This is a genomic window from Streptomyces sp. NBC_01476, assembly GCF_036227265.1.
GTDB lineage: Bacteria > Actinomycetota > Actinomycetes > Streptomycetales > Streptomycetaceae > Actinacidiphila.
In genome coordinates, this window is sequence record NZ_CP109446.1 from 6,837,428 (window position 1) to 6,858,149 (window position 20,722).

Genomic DNA, 20,722 nt, shown 5'->3' on the forward strand with positions numbered 1-20,722 from the left:
AACTCAGGCGGCAGATCAATACTCACTTGTGTGTGCCGTGCCCCGTCGAGCCGGTGTCCGTCGTACTGGCAGTGAGCCGACGGGCCGCCGTGATGTGCGTGTCTTCCATGTTCTCCAGGCCCCTGGCCATCGTGCCGATGCCGTCCGACGTGCTGTCGAACATCAACTTGGCACCGTGCACGGCCTCATGGATGCGCTGGGAGCTGGAGCCGTACTGCGAGTAGAACTGCTCGCCGGTCCTGTCCTCCCCCCAGCAGCCCCACAGCTCGTTCTCCGTGGCCTTCAGCAGGCTGTGCACCGCCTCCAGCCGACTGGCCACCTCGCGCATGTACGGGGTGTGCTTGTCGATGCCGTCGGTGTCCGCGTAGAAGCTGTCGGCCATAGTGGGGTCCTCTCTTCGGGCGCTGCCGTGGCCGGCTCCGCGCAACCTGCCGCCCGCTCGGGGCGAGGTGTATGTGGACATGGCGAATGACCTCACCCAAGAGATACCTGGTTCCAGCGCCCCCTTGCGCGCGTGACCCGTAAGTGCGCCTGTCCGTACCCCCGACCTTGCCCGTCCGGCTCGAACTGGCCGCCGCCTCCGCCTGCCCGCGGCCCCCCGGGCACTCCCAACTGCGCTGCTCGGAGGCGGCGTCGGTGCCGTGCGTGCCCGCGTGGCGCCTCCGAACGGCCCTTCGGTCCTGGTGTCGGCCCCGATCTGCTCGGTTACTGTCGGCGCGTGACGGTGACGTGGGTGAACCCGGCGTGCGCGACTCGCGCGGCGCATGCGATCAGCAGACCCGACCCGGCTGCACCTGCCGACCGGGGCGGCCGGGCCGATCACGTGGGCCCTGTGGTTCTGCGTCCGGCGCGCCCCACCTCGACGTGCCCCCTCGACGCGGCCTCGGCCACCCGCTCCGGCCGGAGCCCGCGGTGAGCGCGCGAAGCGGCCTCGCCCGCCCGCGCCCGGCTCGCCCCGGCTCCGGTCCGCACCTGCACGTCGGCGGCGAGGACCGGGTGCTGATCGTGCACACCGGCAGCGCCCCCTCGGAGCATCTCGCCCGAGCCGCCGCCGAGTTGCGCCGTGGCCACCCCGCCGACCAGGTCACCGTGCTGGTCGGCGCCGGCTTCGGCGTCCCCGAGGCGCTGTACGCCGCTCTGACCCCCGAGCTCGCCAATGCTCGCAAGGAGGGTGCCCGCATTGTGCGCCTTGTCATGGCGCGGGCCGCGGAACCCGGCGGCGGTGCGCTGGCCCAGGCGCTCGCCGAGGCGGTTTCCTGTGACGTGCTCGCGCCCGCCGGGCTGATCGTCGTCGTCCCCGGCGGCACCCTCTTCGCCCCCGATCTGCCCGGCGCCCCCGGTGGTTGGTGGCACTTCTCACCCGGGCTCACCCCTCACCGCACCGGCATGCGGCTGCCGGAACCGCCGTGGCAGTCCGCCGTCGAGCGGGCCGCGCCGCCCACCACCGCCGGGTGCGTGGTCGAGCAGATCCCCGCCGGGCTGCTCGTGCTGCCGGTCGGCGTGCCGTCCGAGGGCGCCGACGCGCTGCGGTACGCGGTGCCGCCCGACCCTGCGGGCCCGCTGGTGCTCGTCGGCTCCTCGCGGACCGGGGCCGTGCCCGCCGACGCCCTCGCCGAGGTGATCGCGGCCCTGCCCGGCGCCGTCCGCGCCGGTGTGCGGCTCGCCCCCGGCGACGGCGCTGACCTGCTGCCGGCCGGCCAGGGCGTGGCCGACCTGCTCGGCATCCCCGTACGGGTGGCCACCGGCCTGCCGCTGCTGCTCGACGCCCCCTCCGCTCCGGCCGGTTCGCCCCGCACGGTGCTCACTGACACGGAGGGCGAGCCCTCCTGGCGGCCCTATGTCGAGGCTGTCACCTGCACCCCTGCCGACGGCGGCGACACCACCCCGAGCCTGGGCGCCTGGCGGCCACCCATCGGCGGCCTGCGGCCCGGACTTGAGCCGGGCGCGATGATGCTCGACCGGAGGTGGGAGGTCGTCGTCACCCGTGCCGGACTGTGGGTCGGCCCCAACGGCTCGGCCGTGCCCGAGGAGATCGCGGCCCGCCCGGTCAGCCGCGAGCTGATGGCGCTCGACGTCGGCAGTCCCGGGGAGCCCTTCGACCCGGCCGTCTGGGAGGCGCTGGACCGCCTCTTCACCGCCCTTCAGGACGACGTTCGCGAGCGCACCTTCGTCCAGTTGCACGGCGACTGTGCCGCCGACGACTTGCGTGACCTGCGCCGCCTCGCCATGCGCCACGACCTCGCCGTCGCCCCCCGCGACTGGCGCGGCACCACCGGCGAGGACGGTTCCCCGAAGGAGGCGGGCGCCCCGCTCGCCGACGTTCTGCCGCTGGTGCGCCGCGCGCAGGCACACGCGCGGGAGGAAGCCGGGGAGGCGTACGAGGAGCAGGCCGCCTCCGAGAGCCGCTCCGCCGAGCCGTTCGGGGAGGACACCGGGCCCGAGTACCGCTCGGCCCACGGCCGTACCTTCGAGCCGGTCTTCACCCCGGGCCCCCTGCCGGCTGGTCTGCGGCCCGCCGGAGGGGAGGCCGGGGCCCAGCCCGCGGCGGTGGCCGCTGCGTCGGACCAGGACACCGGTACCGGCGCGGGCGGGCAGCCCGCCGGCCTGCGTCCGGTGACCGTGGCCGCCGGCTCCGGCGCGCGGTCGGCCGGCGACGCGGAGCCGTATCCTGTGACCGCCCCCGTGCGGGCGCCCGCCGGGAGCGGCGGTCCGGGAGCGCTCCCAGCCGCGGCGGGGACCGTCGCGGAGCCGGGTACGGCGGAGCCGATGGGCATCGCGGGCGCGCTGGTGGCGGACCTGCCGGCCGCGCTCGCGCCGACCTTCACCCCGCCCGTCGTGCCGCCGCTCGCCACGCCGGCCGCAGCCTTCGCGGCCGGCGCGGCGAGCGGCGGCACCACGACGGGTCATGTGCCTGACCGAGAGCCACCGGACAGCCCCTAGGCCGCCTGGACCGCGGCTGCTGGCGGAGCGCCGATCCCGCCGTGGGTGCCCCGCCGGAGCGCGGACCACGGCCCGACGAAAGACGAGGAGAAAGCATGACCCCCATTCACCCGCCCGGCGCGGATCGCGCGGACCCGGGCGGCACGCTGCGGACCCGGCGCACCCGGCGGGCTCTGCCGCTGCCCCTGCACGACGGCGACCTCGACGGCGCGGCGGCCTCCGCAGCCCTCGCCCACGGCCGGGCCGAGGCGTCCGGCGCGCTCGGCCTGGTGGCCGCGGAGGCGCCCGGCGGCGCCGAAGCGGCGGCCCTGCGCCCGCTGCCCGATATCGCCGCTCTGGGCTTCCGCCCGCACCCCGGGACCTTCGACGAGCCGGGGGCGGCCGCCCGTTCGGGCCGCAGCAGGACCGGACCCTGGCCGCTGGTCGCCGCTGCCGCGGTGGCCGGCGCCGTCCTGGTGTCCGGGCCGCTGCTGCACCAGAAGGGCGACAAGGAGACCACCGATCTGGAGGGCATGGACCGTTCGGTGCCAGTGGCCACTCTGGGCGCCGACTCCGACGGCCACACCTCGCACGCCGCACCCGACGGCTCCGCGGACGGCAGGACCGACCTGACCGACGGCACCGTGCCCGCGGGCACGTTCCCCTCGACCGGCGCCCCGCACACCGGCCGGCACGTCCCGGCCGGCAGGAAGCCGCACACCGCGGCCGCGCCCACCACGGCGACCCCGGCCACGGGTGCGTCCCCGGTCGGCCCGCAGGGCACACCCGAGGGCGCGGCAATGGGCACGCTCCCGCAACCCGCCCCCCGCGACCTGGAGATGGCGCCGCACAACCTCACCGCCGTGGTCCCCGGCACCCTGCCCGTGCCCGCCGCGCAGCCGAGCCTGTCGCCGGCGGACCCGGAACAGGACGCCGCCCCGGCGACCGTGGCGCCGAAGACGGACACCGCTCCCAAGACCGACGTGGCGCCGGCCACGCCCAAGACGTTCCCGGTGATCAGGCCGGTGATCAAGCCGGTGACCCAGTCGCTGCTCAAGCCCGCGCCGTCCGCGCATACGGACACGGCCACACCGGCGAAGACGTCCGCGCCCAGCACGGCGACCGAGACCGGGGCGGCGGAAAGGCCCGCGGTCGAGCCGGCGACGCAGACCACGGTGAGGGCGGCCGTGAAACCCGCGGCCAAGCCCGAGCCGAAGCCCCAGGCGCACGCCGCGGCCGGGCCGTCCAGACACGCTGCGGCCAGGCCCGGGACCCAGCCGCCCACCGGCACCGCAAGTGCGCCGGAACCGGGGCCGGCGTCCCAGCCGTCGGCGGACGACGACGCGGCGGCACCGCCGAGCGACGCGCCGTCGGACAGCGCCCAGCCCGGTTCCGACGCCCCGGCAGATACCGACGCCTCGCAGCCCGCCTCCGACGAGCCGGAAGGCGCCGAAGCCTCTGAGTCCGCGCCCGATGAGCAGCCCGCGGATCCGCAGTACGGTGCCCGGGTCGTCGACGCCGGTTCGGAGCTGTACGGCGGGGAGTCGGTCTCCACCGATCACGTCAGCCTCGCCATGACCCAGGACGGTGACCTCCAGATCGGCGACCCGGCCACCGGCTCGGTGCTGTGGTCGGCGGGCACCTCCGGGAGCGACAACTACGCGGTGTTCCAGTCCGACGGCGACCTCGTCGTCCACAGCGGGGACGGCAGCACCCTGTGGACGTCCGGCAGCGCCGGCAACGACGGTGCCCGGATGGTGCTGCAGAACGACGGGAACGTCGTGATCAGCTCGACCTGCGGCGACACCGTCTGGTCCGCGGACACGGTTCACTGACACCGCACACACCCGTCCTCCCGCTCCCCTTCGGAGCGGGAGGACCGTCCTTCCGCGCCGCCGGCTGGCCCGGCGGCGCCGTCATGCTGCCCGTCACGTGTGAGGAACCCCTTGTGGACAAGCTTCGTGTGTTGATTGTCGGGGCCGGAATCTCCGGTCTGGCGCTGGCCAAGGCGCTGCTGGACCGCGGATTCCCAGTGGACGTCGTCGAACGCCGCGCCGGTGACGGACGGGCCCTCGGCACCGGCCTCTACCTGCCGGCGAACGCGGTCCGTGCCCTCCAGGGTCTCGGGGTGGGGGGCGAGGTGGCCAAACGGGCGGCGCCGGTGGCCCGGCAGCGCCTGCACGACCACCGCGGGCGGCCGCTCGCGGAGTTCGAGGCGGGACGGATCTGGGGCGAGGTCGGTCCGTGCCTGGCGATCACCCGTGACGATCTGCACCAGGTGCTGCGGGCGGCCGTCGACCGGAGCGCCGTCCGCCACGGCGTGGAGGTGACCGCAGTGGCCGGCGACGGGACCGTGACCTTCGCAGACGGCGCCACCGCCGGCTATGACCTGGTGGTGGGCGCGGACGGCGTCAACTCGGCCGTGCGGCGCTCCCTCTTCGGCGGCCCGGAGCCCCGCTTCCTGGGCCAGCTCTGCTGGCGGTTCATTGCGGACGACATCGCGATACCGGGCATCACCGACTGGACGGCCCGCCTGGGCACCAAGGGCCGTACGTTCCTGACCGTGCAGATCGGCGCCGGCCGCGTCTACTGCTACGCCGACATCAACAGTCCCGTCCCCACGGCACCGGCCGGCGACTGGCGCGGGCTCTTCGCCGACTTCGGCGGTCCGGTGCCCCGGCTGCTGGAACAGGGCGCGGACGCGTACTTCGCCGCGCTGCACGAGAGTGAGAACACCGTCTGGGCACGGGAGCGCGCCGTCCTGGTCGGTGACGCCGCCCACGCCTTCTCCCCAAGCATGGCCCAGGGCGGTGCGATGGCCCTGGAGGACGCGCAGGTGCTCGGCGAGGTCCTGGGAACCGAACCCGACACGGGCACGGCGCTGGCCGCCTTCCAGGCCCGGCGTGCCGAGCGGGTCGCCTGGGTGGTGGCGCAGAACCACCGCCGGGACAAGGCCCGTAACCTGCCCACACCGTTGCGCAATCTCACCCTCCGGCGGGCCGCAGAGCGACTCTTCAAGGCCAATCACGCCCCCCTGCACCCTTTGCCGTAGCCGGCCCTCCGGTCCGCGGTGGAGCAGCCGGCCGCCGGGCTGAGCCGTGCGGCAGGGGCGGACGGGTCGCCCGGCCACAATGTCGGTCGCGGTCGAGGCGATCTCAGCGAGGGCCGTCAGGGCTCGTCGCGGCTGCCCGGCGCCGCCTGCCCGGTTTCCGGGAACTCCCCGCCCTCGGGCTCGGGCGGGAAGAGGTCGGCGAGCTCGACGCTGCCGGTGAGCAGCGCGGAGGGCTGCAGGCCCTTCAGCAGCCGGCTGAAGGTCACATGTTCGTCCACCTTGGCCAGGGCGTTCGCCCGCGCCTCGGCGATGGTGACCTTCAGCACGTCGGCCAGCTCCTTCGGCGTCATCCGGCGGAAGGCGGCCGTGGGGAACTCGATGTCCGTCACTTCGCCGCGTGCGGTCACCGTCACCTTGACCGTCTTGCGCGGTGCTGTGGCCGTCCCCGCCGACTCGTTGATACGCCGCCGGGTTGTGTCGGCCTTCTCCCGCTGTCTGCGGTACTCGGCCATCAACTCCTCGATCTCCTGGTCGTACCCCGCCACCGTGCCGCCTCCGTCGCTCGTGCCACCCGCCCCGTACCGGGGCCGGGCCCGGGTGCGGCCGGGCCGCACCCCTCCGATCAAGTAGCAGGCCGCCGAGGCGCTAATTCCACCCGCGACGCCGGGTTCGGCCTGTCGGCTTCGTAACTCTGCCTGTCCGCCTGCCGGGAGGCGCCCGGCAGCCCCGTACGGGAGGCACCGGCCGGACGGTCAGGACAGGACATCGTCCGGGTCGCCCACTGTCCCCCACGCGGCCTGCTCCTGGATCAGCAGGTCCGCGGCGCTGCGGGTCGCAGGCGTCTCCTCGTTGTCCTCGGCCTCGTCCTCCTCCGGCTGCTCCTCCAGTTCGGGGTCGTACGGGACGTCCGCGCACATCATGCCGCCGGAGGCGATGAGTTCGTCGATGCGGACCGAGCCGGTGCCCGCCGTGCCCTGCCGGTTGGGCTGCCAGGTGGCCAGCGGCAGCGGGTCGCCGGTCTCGGCGGCGGCGCCGGTCCAGGTCTCCTCGTCCTCGCTGGAGTAGCGGGACAGGGAGCCGTCGCCCTCCTCGTCCTCCGCTGCGGCTGTCGCCCACAACATGGGGATGATGGAGTCCTCGGCGCTGTCCCAGGCGGAGAAGTCGTCGCCCGTCTCCTCCCCGGCCGGTACGGGGGGCAGCGGTTCTGCCAGGGGCTGCTGTTCGCCGGTGCTCTGCGGCCGGCGGCCGCGGGCGAGCGCGGCCTCCGCGAGCAGGGCGGCCTCGGCGGCCGTCGCGGCCTCGCGGGGGTGGCTGCCGCCGAAACCCGGCCCGACCAGGCCGTCGCCTTCGGCCGCGGCACCGGGCAGTATCGGGAAGCCCGGCCCGCCCGTCGCGTTCTCGGCCGGTGTTCCGGAGGCGAAGCCCGCGGCGTACTCGGCCGGCGGGGTCAGGTGCGCGCCGCCGGACGCGACCTGGCCCGCGCCCTCCGGCACCGGTCCGGCCGCGGCGAAGTCCGGCTCTGCGCCCCACGGATCGGAACTCCCCCCCAACAGCCCCGAGGCGTCGCTGGGGTCGGGCTGGTCGGCGGCGGCGTTCTGGCCGGTTCCGGGTACGCCCATGCCGCCGGGTGGCATGTAGGGCATGCCTCCGGGACCGGCGGTCGCGACCTCGCCGGGCGGCACGGCGAACTCCTCGATCCCGGACGGACGTTCCTCTTCCCAGCCGTCCGGTGTGGTGGGGAGGTCGAGGCCTGTGTCGGTGGGGGTGGTGGTGAAGGCGTTGGGTTCGTCGGTGCCGGTGTCGGTGGTGCCGGCCCAGGGCGTGGCGGAGTTGTCGAGGAGTCCGGAGGCATCACTCGGGTCGGGCTGGCCGGCGCCGGCGTTCTGGCCGGCCCCGGGCGCGCCCATGCCGCCGGGTGGCATGTAGGGCATGCCGGTGGAGGGTTCGCCGGTGGCGAGGTCGGTGGTTTCGGGGGAGGTCTGTGGTGTGGTGGTGGGGAGGTCGAGGCCTGTGTCGGTGGGGGTGGTGGTGAAGACGTTGGGTTCGTCGGTGCCGGTGTCGGTGGTGCCGGCCCAGGGCGTGGCGGAGTTGTCGAGGAGTCCGGAGGCATCACTCGGGTCGGGCTGGCCGGCGCCGGCGTTCTGGCCGGCCCCGGGCGCGCCCATGCCGCCGGGTGGCATGTAGGGCATGCCCGACGAGGGCTCGCCCGTCGCCAGATCCGTCGCGCCGGGGAAGCCGGTGAGAGAGTCCGCCGTGTCCGGCAGGGCCAGGTCCGCCGACGGGCCGCCTGACTCCAGGCCCAGGTCGCCGGGGAACGCGGACGGTGTACCGGTCCCCTCCGGCAGGCCCGCGTCCGACAGTCCGTCGGCGCCCCCCAGGCCCGTGTCGCCCGGGAAGTCCTCCGGCATTCCGCTCTCGTTGAATGCGGAGTCACCGGTCGGCAGACCGCTGCTGGGCAGGTCCGTGCCACCGTTGGTGCTCGTGGAGCTGGGGAACGGCGTGGGCGGCACCGCGGCGAGGTCCTGGGGCCCGGCGCCGTCCGGCAGCCCGGTGTCGGTGCCGTCCGGGAAGGGGCTCGGGCTGTCCAGCGCCCCGTCGCCCGGGTTGAGCGCTGCGTCCATGGCATTCGGGTCGAAGGACGGTACGTCCCCCGTGCCGGCCCCAGTGTCGGTACCGTCCGGAAAGCCGCCCGGGTCCGCCGCCAGATCGGTGCCGGGCCCGTCCGTCGAGGTAGGGCCGTCGAAGGGCGCCGGGGTCCCCGTGTCCGGACCGCCGGTATTGAGGTCGCCCGGTGAGGGCATGTCGGTGGGCGGCGTGTCCGTGGGGGACGGCATGTCGGTGGGCGGCGGGACATCCGTGGGCGGCGGGGTGTCGGTGAGCGGGCTGTTGACGGGTGTCGGCGTCCTGATGCTGTCGATCGTCACCTGGTAGTTGCCCGCCAGGCTTTTGAGCACGTTGCGCATGTCATTAGTCATCATCTCGACCAGCTGCGGCTTCCGGCTGATCGGGATGAGCCCGTCCGACATGGGCGTCACGCCCATCCTCACCGCCTGGTCGGCGTACCAGACGTTGATGTCGTGGATCAGCTGCTGCGCACGCGCCAGGTTCGCCGAGTTGTTGGCGATCTGCTGCGAAACCGAGTGGCTGCCGGTGGCGCCGCCGGAGAGCACGTCGGCGTTCGCTTGCACCTGCTTGGAGAAGGTGTTCATCATGTCGAAGAACGCCTCGGCCGCGTCCCCCTGCCAGGGACCGTTGGTGCCCGCAAGGGCGTTCGCCTGGTCCTTGAGGGACTGGGCGATGATCGTGAGAGTGTTCTGCGCGTAGGCGAACGCGTGGGCCGCGTTCAGCAGCGAGGCGGGCGAGGAGACAGAGGCCGCGTGCTCCAGGTTGGTCGCGCTGCCGACACCGGAGGACATGCCGTTGACGGCAGCCATGATCTGCCTCCAGTCCCAGGTGTCGTAGTCCGAGATCGAGCCCGGATCGCTGCCGGAGTCGCCGAAGATGGCGCCGTCGTCGCCCTGGGTGAAGCCGTCACCCTGGTACCTGTTGTCGTTCGCCATGACGCTCCTTGCCCGTCGGAACCCGTGCCCGCCGGGCCGGGGACGGGCTGCTCCGCCCCCGGCCCGCCGGGGCGCCGGTCAGCTGCTCCCGCTGGACGCCGTGCTCGAACCTCCGGCGTCCTTGATCAGGGCGTTGAAGTCGCCCTGGGCCGACTGCATGTAGGTCTGCAAGTCGGTGGCCTTGACGACGGAGTCGTCGTCGATGGACTTGTACTTCGCCGAGAGGGCGCGGACACCGCTGGCGATGTCCGTGATGCCCTGTACGAGATCGCCGAGTACCGAGCCCACGCTCTTCTTCAGCCCGCCGTCGGCGTTGGTCCCGTTGAGGTTGGTGCGGATCGTGTTGCCGTGGTAAAAGGCGCCGGCCCGCACGTCCACATTGCCCTGCAGATACGTCACCGCGTTCTGCACCGGCTGGACGAGCGCGTCCATGTTGGTGGCGAACAGGTCGAGCGCGTCGGTGTCGACCGACGTGGTGCCGCCCGGCCCGCCGCTCGTGGGCACCCTCGGGGGGACGAACGTCCCCGAAGTGTCGACGTAGGGGTCATGGGTGGAGGAAACCTGCGTAGAGCCGGTGTAGGCGTTCGGGTCCCTCTGCGGACTGTGCTGAGTGGTCCCCTGATTGACGTTGGCCACGGCCTACCGCCCCCAGATGCTCATGCCCTGGCGTTCGCCATCGCCGTAGGAGGCGTTGATGGTGCCGAGCATGCTGCTGGCCATCTGCGACTTCGCGGTCATGTCCGCGGCCGCCGCGTCCCACTGCGCCTTCACCTCGGCGTAGATGGCCTGGGCGTCGGAGGTCCACTCGCTCAGGTTGACCTTGGACTGGTTGTCCAGGTCCTCCAGCGTGGAGTTGATCCGCTGGGTGATGGTGGTCATCTCACCGACTATGTACTCGACCTGGTTCATGTCGACGTTGTATGTGGCCACGGTGCTGGCTCCTTGGAGGATAGGGACGCCTGGTGGGGGGGCGCCGGGACGGGCTGAGGGGCGGGCGGGGTCTGCCGGGCAGGCGGACGGGGGCGAACGGACTGCCGGGCGGCGGGCTCAGATCGGGAAGTTGGGCAGGCCGCCGCCGGAGGCCATGGTCGAGGCGATGCGGTTGGCCTGATCCTGGGTGTCGGAGTGCACGTTCCCGTATACGCCGGTATTCGTCGACAGCTGCTCCAGCATGCGCTGTAGGGCGGCGTTGACCTTTGCGAAGTCGCTCAGCCACTCCTGCATCGCCTGGTGGTAGATGTTCGCCGCGTCGCCCTGCCAGCTCGCCTGGAGGCCCATGATCTGGCCGTCCATCTGGGCGTAGGAGCCGGTGGTCTCGTCCAGAGCGGTCTGGAAGGTGCCCTGGGCGGCGGTCATTCCCTGGATATCGACCTGGGTGGAGGCCATACCACTTCCTCTCTTCGCTGGGGCCCCGTTACTCGGCGGCACCCACTTTGCTGGTCATCGTCCATGGTGGTCGGCGGGCGGCGCCGACCGGAACAGGCGGTGGACTCGCTGCCCAACGGTCTGGCAAGTCTGCCTGTCCGTGCCGCCGCCGATCCGGTTCACACCCGGCATACGGGCCGCAGCGGTCATGGCCCGGCGGGGACCGGCTCCGCCGTACCCGGCTCCGGCCGCATCACCGCCGGCTCAGGCACCGGATCGGCCGGCGGGGTGGCGGCCCCGATGGCGTACAGGTCCTCCGCCCCGATCTCGCGGACCTCGCAGCGCGTGGCCATCAGGTCCGCCAGCCGGTGTGCCCCGAACACCGCTCCGTTGGGCGGCCGTTCGGCGAATTCGTCGGCGAGTGCCACCACCCCGTCCTCGGCCAGCGCGAAGCCGTGCGTGCCCAGCCGGCTGTCGACCAGCGCCACCAGCTCCGCCGGTGTGTAGGGCAGCAGCCGTACGTACTCCGCCAGCGCCGAGGCCAGGCGGCTGCGGCGGCGCAGCACCGGCAGCATGTCGGCGGTGCCGCTGAGCGCCAGCACCGGGGCGCCCGGCACGCCCACCGCGCCCGTCAGCGCGTCCAGCACCGCCTCCTGCTCGTCTTGCGGCCGCTTGCCGAAGGGCGGGTCGAACTCCACCAGCAGCACGCCCCCCTCGGTTTCCGCGACCGCCGCCGAGAGCCGCACCGCAGGCTGCTCGGGCCAGCGCGCCGGCACCTGCGACAGCGGCACCCGCAGCACCGCGCCGTGCGGCACCAGGCCCTGCTCGGCCAGTGCCCGCCCGTACAGGGCGGCGAGCGCCGCCCGGCCGGAGCCGGGCGCGCCCTCCAGGGCCACGCTCGCCGCCCGCGGCATGGGCGGCTTCTCGGCGCCGCGAGCCGCCGCGAGCCGCCGCAGCCGGGTCACCAGCGCGTCACGGGCGGCCTGCTGCCCGGTGAGACCGGCCAGCCGGCGCAGGGCCGCGCTGCCACCGCCGGAGCCCGCGCCCTCCTCCCGCCGGTCGGGGCGGCGCTCCTCCACCACCGGCACGTCCTCGCCCTGCAGGATGCTCAACTCGCTGTCGTTCTGCGGCGGTTCGGCCGCCAGCCTGGACGCCTGGCGGCTGATCATCTCCTCGAAGATCTGCCGTGCCACCCGCCCGTTGCCGAACGTGTCGCTCTTGGGCACGTCCTCGAAGTAGCGCACCAGCGCGTCGAGCGCGGTCGGTGACAGCTCGTAGTAGTGCTTGGCGCACAGGCCGCGGGCGATGGTGACCAGCTCGTCCGGGCTGTAGTTGGGGAACTCCACGGTGCGGGTGAAGCGTGAGGCCATGCCGGGGTTGGACGCCAGGAACTGGTCCATCTGCTTGGAGTACCCGGCGACGATCACCACGATCTCGTCGCGGTGGTCCTCCATCAGCTTCATCAGCGTCTCGACCGCCTCCTGCCCGAAGTCCGGGCCGGTGCCGCGGGACTGGTTGGTCAGCGTGTACGCCTCGTCGATGAACAGCACGCCGCCGAGTGCCTTGTTGACCACTTCGGTGGTCTTGATCGCGGTGCCGCCGATGATCTGCGCCACCAGGTCGGCCCGCGCCACCTCCACGATGTGGCCCTGGCTGAGGATGCCCAGCTCGGCGAGAACCGCGCCGTAGAGCCGGGCCACGGTGGTCTTGCCGGTGCCGGGCGGGCCGGCGAAGACCAGGTGCCGGCTCATCGGCGGCATCGGCAGGCCCATCTCCTGGCGCCGCTGCGTCATCTGGTTGAGGTTGATCAGGCCGGTCACCTCGCGCTTGACGCTCTCCAGGCCGACCAGCGCCTCCAGTTCGGCCAGCGGTCCGACCAGGCGGGCCCGGCCTGCGGGCCGGGCGCCCTCCGCCGGGCCCGGCGGGTCGTCCCCGCCCGCAGCCCGGCCGCCCGACCGGGCGGCGCCCCTGGGGGCGGCAGCTGGAGCGTTGCGGTCGCCCACTGCCTGGCCGCCGTTGTCGCGGATGTCGCAGTCGTTGAGCACCACAGGCTCGTCGGTACGGGCGTGCACCCCGTCCCCGCCGTTCTCCCGCACCGCGCACGCGGTCAACTCCGCCCGGCAGCCAGCCGTCACGTGTACCCCGTGGCCGCGCGCCCCGGTGACCCGGCAGCCGGTCGCGGTGAACTCCCCACCCGACACCAGCCGTACCCCGTCGCCGTCCGCCCCTGCGAACTCCGTTTCGCGAGCCGCGAGCCGCGAGTCTGTCGCCACCACCACCGTGCCGGCCACCGCCGACCCCGACAGCTCGGCCCGCGCCTCCTGCGCCAGCGACAGGCCCGCACCGCCGGCCGTACGCACCCGCACTGACGCCAGCTCCGCCCGCGCCCCCTGCGCCAGCTCCAGCCCCGCGTGGGCCGCGATCTCGGCGTCGCGCAGTTCGAGCCGTCCGCCGTTGCGCACCACCACGCCGGTGCCGCGCTGCCCCACACCACCGTCGACGGTCAGCCGGTCGGCCCGCATCAGCCCGGCACCGTCCACCCGCACCGCCGCCTGCCCCGCCTCGCGCACCACCAGGCCCGTGCACTCCACCTCGGCGTCCGCGTCCACACTCACGCCCACCGGCACACCCGACAGCGTGCACTCCTGCAGCCGCGCCCGCGCGCCCGGGGCGACCTGCACGGCGACCTCGCCCGCGTTCTCCACCGTGCAGTCCCGCAGCAGGGGTTCGGCGCCCGCACCCACATGGACGGCCTGGCGGCCCGCCCCGGTGAAGCGGCAGCCGGCCAGCACCGTCTCGCCGCTGCTGGTCAGATACGCGTCCAGGGTGGCGCTGCCCGAGACCCGCACGTCGTGCAGCGCGGCCGACGCCTGCTGCTCCACCGCGAGCGCCGGCTTGCCGCAGCCCTCGATCGAGGTGTCCTCAACCGCCACTGTGCTGTGGCCGTTGGCGCACACGCCGTTGCCCTGCGCGCGCTCCAGGGTGCAGCCGCGCACCGCGAGCCGCCCGCCCTCGGCCACCACCACCGCCGAGGAGCCCACGTCGACCACACGGGTGCGTTCCACCACGTTCGGCCGGTCCGAGGTCACCACGATGCCGGCGCCACGCGCGTTGGTCAGCTCGCAGTCCCGCAGCGCCAGCACCCCTTCGTGCCAGGTCAGCACCGCCGCCCACGCCTCCCCGGCGAGCCGGCAGCCGTCCAGGGCCGCCTGCCCCCGCCGCACGTCCAGCACCGGCGCCTCCCGGTCGGCACCGCTGAGCACCAGCTGCGACAGCTGCACCGCCTCCGCGTCCAGCACCACGGTGCTGCCCGACTGCGCGTGCACCTCCGGTGGCTGTGTGCTGTCCTGCGCCGCCACCGTGACCGGGGTGGTGATGTGCAGGTTCTCCGTGTAGCGGCCGGGCGCCACGGTGATCAGCGCGCCCTCCCGGGCGTGGGCGAGCGCCGCGCCGATCGACCGGTACGCGCCCTGACGGTCCGGCGCGACATACAGCACCTGCCGTGTCACCTGCGTGCTCCCTTGCTGTTCGACGTACTGCTGGACGTTCCACTCGACGTGCTGCCCGGCGACGCGGCCGGCCGGGCGGGGGCCCTTGCCGGCGGGGGCAGCAGGCCCGGCGGGGCGCCTGGCGGCGGCGGCTCGCCCTCCGGTGCCTTCCCGCCGCCGCGCAGGGCAGCGAAGGACTTCTCCAGGTCTGCCAGGGCCAGGGCGTTCAGGGCGGCGGGGCCGCCGCGCGCCCGAGCGTCGGCGTCGTCCGTGCCCTCCCCGTCCGCGGTCGGAGGTACGGATTGCTCCGGCTCGGACGCCGACAGCTCCCGCAGCAGCACGGCTGCGGGGGCACCCGGCTCCGCCCGCAGCACCCGGAACCGGGTGCCGGGCTCGAAGACCACGCGGTCGGGGCGGCCGGGGTCCAGCAGCCGCGTCCGGCGGGCCGTCATCGACCACACCAGGAACAGCACGTCGTCCTCGGGCACGCGGTACGGCACGGTCGAGGCGCTGCAGAAGGTCCACTCGGTGGCGACCCGTCCCTCCCGGTACCAGCCCAGTTCCGCGGGAGTGGCCGGCGCGTGCAGCAGGGCGGCGCCGCGGTACGAGGGAAGCCGCCGCAGGCCCGAGGCCACGCACCGGGCGAGGGGTATGTGCGGTCCCGCGGTCGCACTGCGCACGGCGGCGTCCACCTGCGCGTGGTCGCCGCCGAGGTAGAGGCGCACGGCGACCAGGTCCGTGAGCGTGTCCGCGCCCTCCTCGCGCGAACCCGAGCGGAGTCCCGGGGACTCCGACATCACCCGTGAGACGGAGCCGGCCAGGGCGCCGAACTGGTTGCTGAAGGTCTTGCGCAGCCAGGCGCGCTCCTTGTCCAGGCCGCGCCCGGAGGGCACGGCGGTGGCGCCAGCGGAGGGGACGGGCTGTACGCGGACGCCGGTGTCCCCGGCAGGATGGTGCGCCCCGGATCCCGCGGGATGCGGGTCCCCTTGGGCCTGCGGGAGTGCCGGGGCTCCCTGCGCGGGCCGGCCGGGGTGCGCGGAGGGCGCGGCTTCCGCGGGAGGGGTGCGCTGTCCTCCGGGCGGTGCCGTCGGGGTGGGGCTGTCCAGGGACTCCAGGCGTATGCCGATGGGGAGAGCCGGGGCAGCGGGGGTGCCGGCCGCGGGGGTTCCCGGGGCGGTGCGGGGTGCCGCGGTTCCGGGCGGGGGAGATGGGGCCGTTCCCGCCGCGGTGGTGGTAGGTGTGGGGGTTTCCGCGGTTCGTTCCGTGGCGGCGCCCGGGATCCGGGGTGGTACGGGGGCCGCGGGCGCGTCGATGCCTGCCGGTTGCTGCGGGCCGGCCGTCGGGGCGCTCCTGTCCGCTCCGGGTGCGGTGGGGGCCGTGGGTGCAGCGGGTGCGGCCGGGTTCGCGGCCGGGAGCGGTTCGAACGGGGCTGCCGTCTCGGTGAGTCGGGGGAGCCGGGCCGGAGATGGGCCGGGCGTGCCGGACCCCGCCCCCTGCGGTGGCGCGGGAGGCGGGGCGGAGTCCGGTGCGGGGACGGGCGTCTTCCCGGGTGGGTGCCGGGGGTCGTGGTCGGGCGGTGCCGGGCGGACGTAGGGCTCCGCCGGGGGAGGGGTGTGCGCGGGCACGGGCGCCGGGGGCCCGGCGCGGCCGGCCGGTGTCGGGTGCGGGGGTCCGGGGTCGGGGCCCGAGGCGGAAGTACCCGGCTGGTCCGAACCGTTCGCGGTCAAGGTGGGTGAGGTGTCCGTCTGCGGGGGTCCGGCCTGGTCGGGCCCGGGATGCTCCGGGGGCGGACCCTGCGCTTCGGCCAGGCGGACGTATGGCGGCTGCGCCGGTGCCAGGCGGGCCGCATCCGTCGGCACCTGCGTGGGCTGCGTGCGGCCTCCCGCCCGCGGCATGCCCGTTTCGTCCAGGTGGCCGTGGGCCGGGGGCGGCACCGCCGCCGGGGCCGGGGACCACCACTGCGGGTCGCTCCAGCCCAGCGCCACGCCCGGCGCGTCCGCAGGGGCCACCCGGAACGCGTCGCGCAGCGTCGGGTCGAGCTGGCGGAGCATGTCCTCGGCAAGACCGCGCAGCAGATCGCCCGTTGCCGGTGTGCTCCGGTCGTACAGGATCACCGCCCGGCCCGGCGCCGCCGTCACTCGGCGGACCCCGTCGCCGCCCGCCGGCTCGGCCGGCGGGCGCAGCCACAGCCCGCTCTGCACCACCTCCAGCACCGTGCCATGGCCGTACGCGAAGACCCGGCCGGTCTCCTCGGCCGCCCCCGTGACCGGGGACCGCACGCCGAGCAGCGCCGGCGGCGGCGGAGTGCCACCCGCCGCCGGGAAGTACACCACCTCGCCCGCGAACGGCCGCCACGCGGCCGTCCCGTCGTGGTTCGGCACCTCGACGTACTGCGCCTGCCCGGCCACCGGCGGCAGCGCGGGCAGCCCCGTGTAGAAGACGACCTGATCGCCTGTGCCGTCCGCCAGCCCCTGGCCCAGCGAGTCGACCCCGGCCGGCAGCGTCACCGGGCCCAGTTGGAGGAAGCGCACCCAGCGCCGCGCCGAGGGCAGCACGCTGTGCCACACCCGCAGCGCGTCCGGCAGCTCCACCGGTGGGCCGCCGGGGCTGCCCAGCACCGCGGTCAGCACATCGACGCTCCCCGCGACGCGGTCCACCAGCCAGGGCTTGCCCCCGTCCGGATCCGCCGGGTGCCCGCGCAGCCAGATGCCGCTCGCCGTCGGCTCCACCACCGCGTGCGCCGCCGTGCTCCACGGCCGGTCCGCGACCGCGTACTCCCAGGCCGGCTTCGGGAAACGGCGCGAGTCGTAGGCCGCCGCGCGCTTCGGCCGGTGCCGCAGCCATCCCGCGCCCGCGTCGTGCGGCACGAAGAGGCCGCCGCCGGGCACCGTCCGTACCGCCCCATCGGGCGCCAGCACCGTACAACCCAGCCGGTCGGCCGCGGCCTGTCCGAACGCGCGCACCTGCGGCGGCACCGCCCGGCTGAAGACGATCCGCACCCCGTTCGGCCCTCCGGGCAGTGCCTTGGGCACAGCCTCCCACTCCCGGCGGTCGGCCCCCGGCGGCAGGTCCACAACGACCAACTGGTGCTGCGGGTCCGGCGCCAGCGCCCGGGTGAAGGCGACCACCTCCGGATCCGGATCGCCCTTGCGGTGCACCAGCAGGGCGTGCCCCAGCGGCCGGACCCGCAGCCCCGCCCGAGCACCGGACATGGCACTGCTGTCGAGACGCATCCTCATCGGCGCTTCCCGCCCTTCCCGTCGTCCGCGGTCCCGTGGCGGGCCGGGCCGTTCGCCGGTTCCACGCCGGCGCCCGGCGGCGCGGTCGCGGGTCCACGGGGAGGACCGGCGTACACGGCCGCCACGACCCCGCGCACATCTCCTCCGTACGACGACTGCGACGCCTTCCCCGGTACCGCCGGGAGGATCACCGAACTCCGCGTTGCCGCCGTGCCGTTCGTGCCCGCGACCGGTGCGGACGACGCCGGGGCGTCGGCCGCCGCCGTTTCGGCGTCCAGGACCGGCCCTCGCCGCAGGAGCGCCATCACGTCCTCCGGCATCGCAGTGGACGGGCCGCTCAGGCGCAGCGCCGGGGCGGCGCCCGTGTCGCCGAGCGAGTAGAGGATGCCCTGGTCGTCCACCAGGTAGGACCGCGAGTTGCGGTTCCCGGCCCTGATCTGGTCCTGGTCGAGCACGAGCAGGCCGTGGCCCGGCGGGACCAGCACCCGCCGGGTGGTCGTGCCGGCCGTGCCGTACTCCAGGATGGTCTGCATGCTGAGCTGTGCGCCGCTGGGGATCTGACGCAGGCACAGGGCCGCCCCGCCGGTGCGGGCCTGCGGGGCGTGCAGCAGATTGGGCAGATCGCTGCCGGGCAGGCCGGTCGGGGAGACCGGGGAGGCGGCGACCGCGGTCGCGTCCACCGTGCGCACGGCACCCGCGCCCGGCCGGGCGGCCAGCAATGCCGCCTGTGTGGCCGTCACGGGCGCGATGCCGTCGCTGAGCATGACGTAGGTGTGGCCGCCCGCGTCGGCCGGGGTGCGGAAGAGCTGCCCCACCCTCACCGCCTCGCCCGCGACCGTGCCCGCGGCCCGGCCGGCCTGCGGGACAGTGGGCGCGGCCAGCGCCGGGCCGGTGGGCACGCGCGCCAGCCAGCTGTCGGGGGCAGCCAGCTGCTCCCCGCCGTCGAGGCCGAGCGCGATCAGCACCGAGCTGTCCGGCACCGGGTACTTCACGCTCTGGTAGAGCACATAGCGCGTGCCGCGCCCGGAGGTGAGCACGGCCTGCGCGCCCGCGGGCACCTTCGCCATGTGCGCCGGCGCCAGGTCCAGCACCTCGCCCAGGCCACCGGGCCGCAGGCAGCGCGCCCAGCCGCCGGAGAGCACGTCGCCGGCCGCGGGCAGTGAGTCCGGGGCGTCAGGGATGCCGACCGGGCCGCCGTGCGGAACCTCCGACAGCACGCCGCGCGAGACGGTGCGCACCGTGCCGGAGGACCCGGTGAGCAGCAGCGCGGAGGCATAGTTGAGCACCGGCCGCAGGCTGCCGTCGACCATCAGGTAGCGGTTGCCGGTCTCCTTCTCCACGATGATCGAGCCCGGCTGCCGCCAGGTGTCCTTCTGCACCGGCTTGATCAGCCCATAGACGCCGAAACCGGCGCAGAGCAGGACGACCAGCAGCACACCGAAGTACGTGCCGAGGGTGCCACGCCGGGTGGGTCCGGTGCCGCGGCCGGGGTCGCCGGTGACCAGTGCGGTGGCCATCCGGCCGACGGCGAACTGGTACGCCTGAAGATGATCGCGTCGGGTCTGCACGTGCGCCGCTCTCTCTTAGGCCAGGCCGCGGATGTGGCTGTAGGTGTGGACCACCTGGAACAGCAGTGGCACCAGCGCGATGGTGGTGACCCACTCGCTGATGTCGCCGAGGTGGCCCCAGATCGGCAGCAGCCTGCCGCCCGGCAGCCGTTCGGCGGCCACCAGCAGGCCCGCGGCGGTGAGCAGCAGGCCGGCGAGCACCGCCAGGCGCACCCCGGTGCCGTGCGGCGCGGCGGTCAGCAGCGCGACGGCCACCGGACCGGCCGCGCCGCCGACGGCGGTGGCCACCCGCTGGACGACGCCGGTCAGTTCGCGGGCCCGGAGCAGTACCGCGGTACCGAACACCAGCGGCAGTACCCAGCCGGTCCAGTCGCCGCGGTGGGCCACCAGCCACCAGGTGGCGAGGTAGAAGGCGGCCGAGGCGAGGGCGAGAGTGTCCAGCAGGACGCTGGCCACCGCGGTCCGTGTCCGCAGCCGCTCCTCGGGCTGCGGATCGATGTCCTGCTGCAACTCGTCGGTGTTGTGCGGCAGCTGGGGGGCGCGCAGCCGGGCAAGGCGCAGCGCGGTCCGCGGCCCGAGGTGGCCGAGCAGGAACAGCACACCGGCCGTCATGGCGGCCGCCTGGCCGGCCGAGCAGCCGGCTGCGCCCAGCCCGCAGGCGCCCGCGGCGGCCACGCCGAGCAGCAGCACCGAGCCGGGCAGCGCGGGCGGCACCGCGCGCAGTGCCAGCAGCGCGCCGGCCACCAGGAGCGTCCAGGCGCCGGCGAGCAGCACAGCGGCGGTACCGATACGGAAGCCGCCGTGGGAGTCGCTCGGGGTGACCAGGCCGGTCAGGACGCCGAAAGCGAGCGCGCCGGCGGCGGCGACGAGCGCGCAGGCGGGGTGGGTGCCGAGGCGGCGGGCGGTCACGCTGCCCGCGGCCAGCAGAACGGCCGCGGTGCCGGCCGCGGATGCCGCAGCCGCACCGGGTCCCGCGGCCAGCAGCCCGGCGGCGAGCACCAGCAGCGCGAGTCCCGCGCCGGCCAGGGCCAAGACGCGGGTGGCGGTGGGGCTCCAGCGGCCCGGCCGGCCGCTGACGACGTGGGCGACGCCGTCGGCGACGTCGTCGAAGTGCAGAGCGGGCAGCGCCTCTTCCGCGGCCCGCAGCCACAGCACGTCGCCGTGGCGCAGGCCGAGGGTCTGCGGGGTGCCGTCGGGGTCGACGGGTTCCTCGCCAAGCCGCTGGAGCACCCAGGTGCGGCCCTCGCCGTCCGGCATGCCGGCGTGCCGGAGCAGTACCGGCAGGAGCGCGGCGATCGGCAGGGTCACCGGCACCGCCAGGTCGGAACGGCCGGCCGGGCCGTCCACGGTGATGCGGCAGACATCGGCGGTCGGCGCCGGTGGTGGGGGCGTTGATGTCGTCAAGGGACGCTCCAGCGGGGGGGGGGGGCTCGGTACGCCGCGGCCCACTGGTGGGGCGGGTCCGCGGCGACGACAGGAGGGGGTGCGGGGGGCTTTGCGGGCTGGTCGGGGGCTGACGGTTCCGGCGGAA

General features: G+C 74.9%; 13 protein-coding genes. 3 read left to right on the top strand and 10 right to left on the bottom strand.

The genetic code is table 11. The annotated features are described in order from the left end of the window. Positions 1-22: 22 nt before the first annotated feature. Positions 23-382 carry a hypothetical protein gene (locus OG552_RS29840; RefSeq protein ID WP_329138173.1) on the bottom strand — a complete coding sequence of 120 codons (360 nt, stop codon included), beginning with the start codon at positions 380-382 and terminating at the stop codon, positions 23-25. A 530-nt stretch (positions 383-912) separates the two neighbouring features. On the opposite strand from OG552_RS29840, the gene OG552_RS29845 reads away from it, so the two are divergent. From OG552_RS29845 to OG552_RS29855, 3 genes are all read left to right on the top strand, one after another. Continuing rightward, positions 913-2,940: a hypothetical protein gene (locus tag OG552_RS29845; RefSeq protein WP_329138175.1), complete on the top strand. Its 2,028-nt coding sequence runs from the start codon at positions 913-915 to the stop codon at positions 2,938-2,940. 95 nt (positions 2,941-3,035) lie between these two features. Then, the gene (locus OG552_RS29850; RefSeq protein ID WP_329138177.1) at positions 3,036-4,754 is read left to right on the top strand and encodes a hypothetical protein; all 1,719 of its coding nucleotides are present in this window, start codon (positions 3,036-3,038) and stop codon (positions 4,752-4,754) included. A 113-nt stretch (positions 4,755-4,867) separates the two neighbouring features. Continuing rightward, positions 4,868-5,971, top strand: a complete 1,104-nt coding sequence (locus tag OG552_RS29855; RefSeq protein ID WP_329138179.1) for an FAD-dependent monooxygenase — start codon at positions 4,868-4,870, stop codon at positions 5,969-5,971. Positions 5,972-6,087: 116 nt separating this feature from the next. Here OG552_RS29855 and OG552_RS29860 read toward each other — a convergent pair whose 3' ends face one another. The 9 genes from OG552_RS29860 to eccD form a co-directional block, all read right to left on the bottom strand. Continuing rightward, positions 6,088-6,516, bottom strand: a complete 429-nt coding sequence (locus OG552_RS29860) for a YbaB/EbfC family nucleoid-associated protein (protein WP_329138181.1) — start codon at positions 6,514-6,516, stop codon at positions 6,088-6,090. Positions 6,517-6,723: 207 nt separating this feature from the next. Then, a complete protein-coding gene (locus OG552_RS29865) occupies positions 6,724-9,531 on the bottom strand; it encodes a hypothetical protein (RefSeq protein ID WP_329138182.1) in 2,808 nt (935 codons plus the stop codon). Positions 9,532-9,609: 78 nt separating this feature from the next. Then, the gene (locus OG552_RS29870) at positions 9,610-10,035 is read right to left on the bottom strand and encodes a hypothetical protein (protein ID WP_329138184.1); all 426 of its coding nucleotides are present in this window, start codon (positions 10,033-10,035) and stop codon (positions 9,610-9,612) included. 135 nt (positions 10,036-10,170) lie between these two features. Next, the gene (locus OG552_RS29875) at positions 10,171-10,461 is read right to left on the bottom strand and encodes a WXG100 family type VII secretion target (protein ID WP_329138186.1); all 291 of its coding nucleotides are present in this window, start codon (positions 10,459-10,461) and stop codon (positions 10,171-10,173) included. Between the two features lie 117 nt (positions 10,462-10,578). After that, positions 10,579-10,917 carry a WXG100 family type VII secretion target gene (locus OG552_RS29880; RefSeq protein WP_329138188.1) on the bottom strand — a complete coding sequence of 113 codons (339 nt, stop codon included), beginning with the start codon at positions 10,915-10,917 and terminating at the stop codon, positions 10,579-10,581. A 185-nt stretch (positions 10,918-11,102) separates the two neighbouring features. Then, on the bottom strand, positions 11,103-14,405 hold the full coding sequence (locus OG552_RS29885) for a right-handed parallel beta-helix repeat-containing protein (protein WP_329138190.1): 3,303 nt from the start codon (positions 14,403-14,405) through the stop codon (positions 11,103-11,105). Continuing rightward, entirely contained in the window at positions 14,402-17,623 is a 3,222-nt protein-coding gene (locus OG552_RS29890; RefSeq protein WP_329138192.1) for a hypothetical protein, read from the bottom strand. The genes OG552_RS29885 and OG552_RS29890 overlap by 4 nt, the downstream gene beginning before the upstream one ends. After that, a complete protein-coding gene (gene eccB / locus OG552_RS29895; RefSeq protein ID WP_329138194.1) occupies positions 17,620-19,191 on the bottom strand; it encodes a type VII secretion protein EccB in 1,572 nt (523 codons plus the stop codon). Before eccB ends, OG552_RS29890 begins: the two co-directional genes overlap by 4 nt. A gap of 15 nt (positions 19,192-19,206) precedes the next feature. Beyond that, positions 19,207-20,595: a type VII secretion integral membrane protein EccD gene (gene eccD / locus OG552_RS29900; protein ID WP_329138196.1), complete on the bottom strand. Its 1,389-nt coding sequence runs from the start codon at positions 20,593-20,595 to the stop codon at positions 19,207-19,209. Positions 20,596-20,722 lie beyond the last annotated feature (127 nt).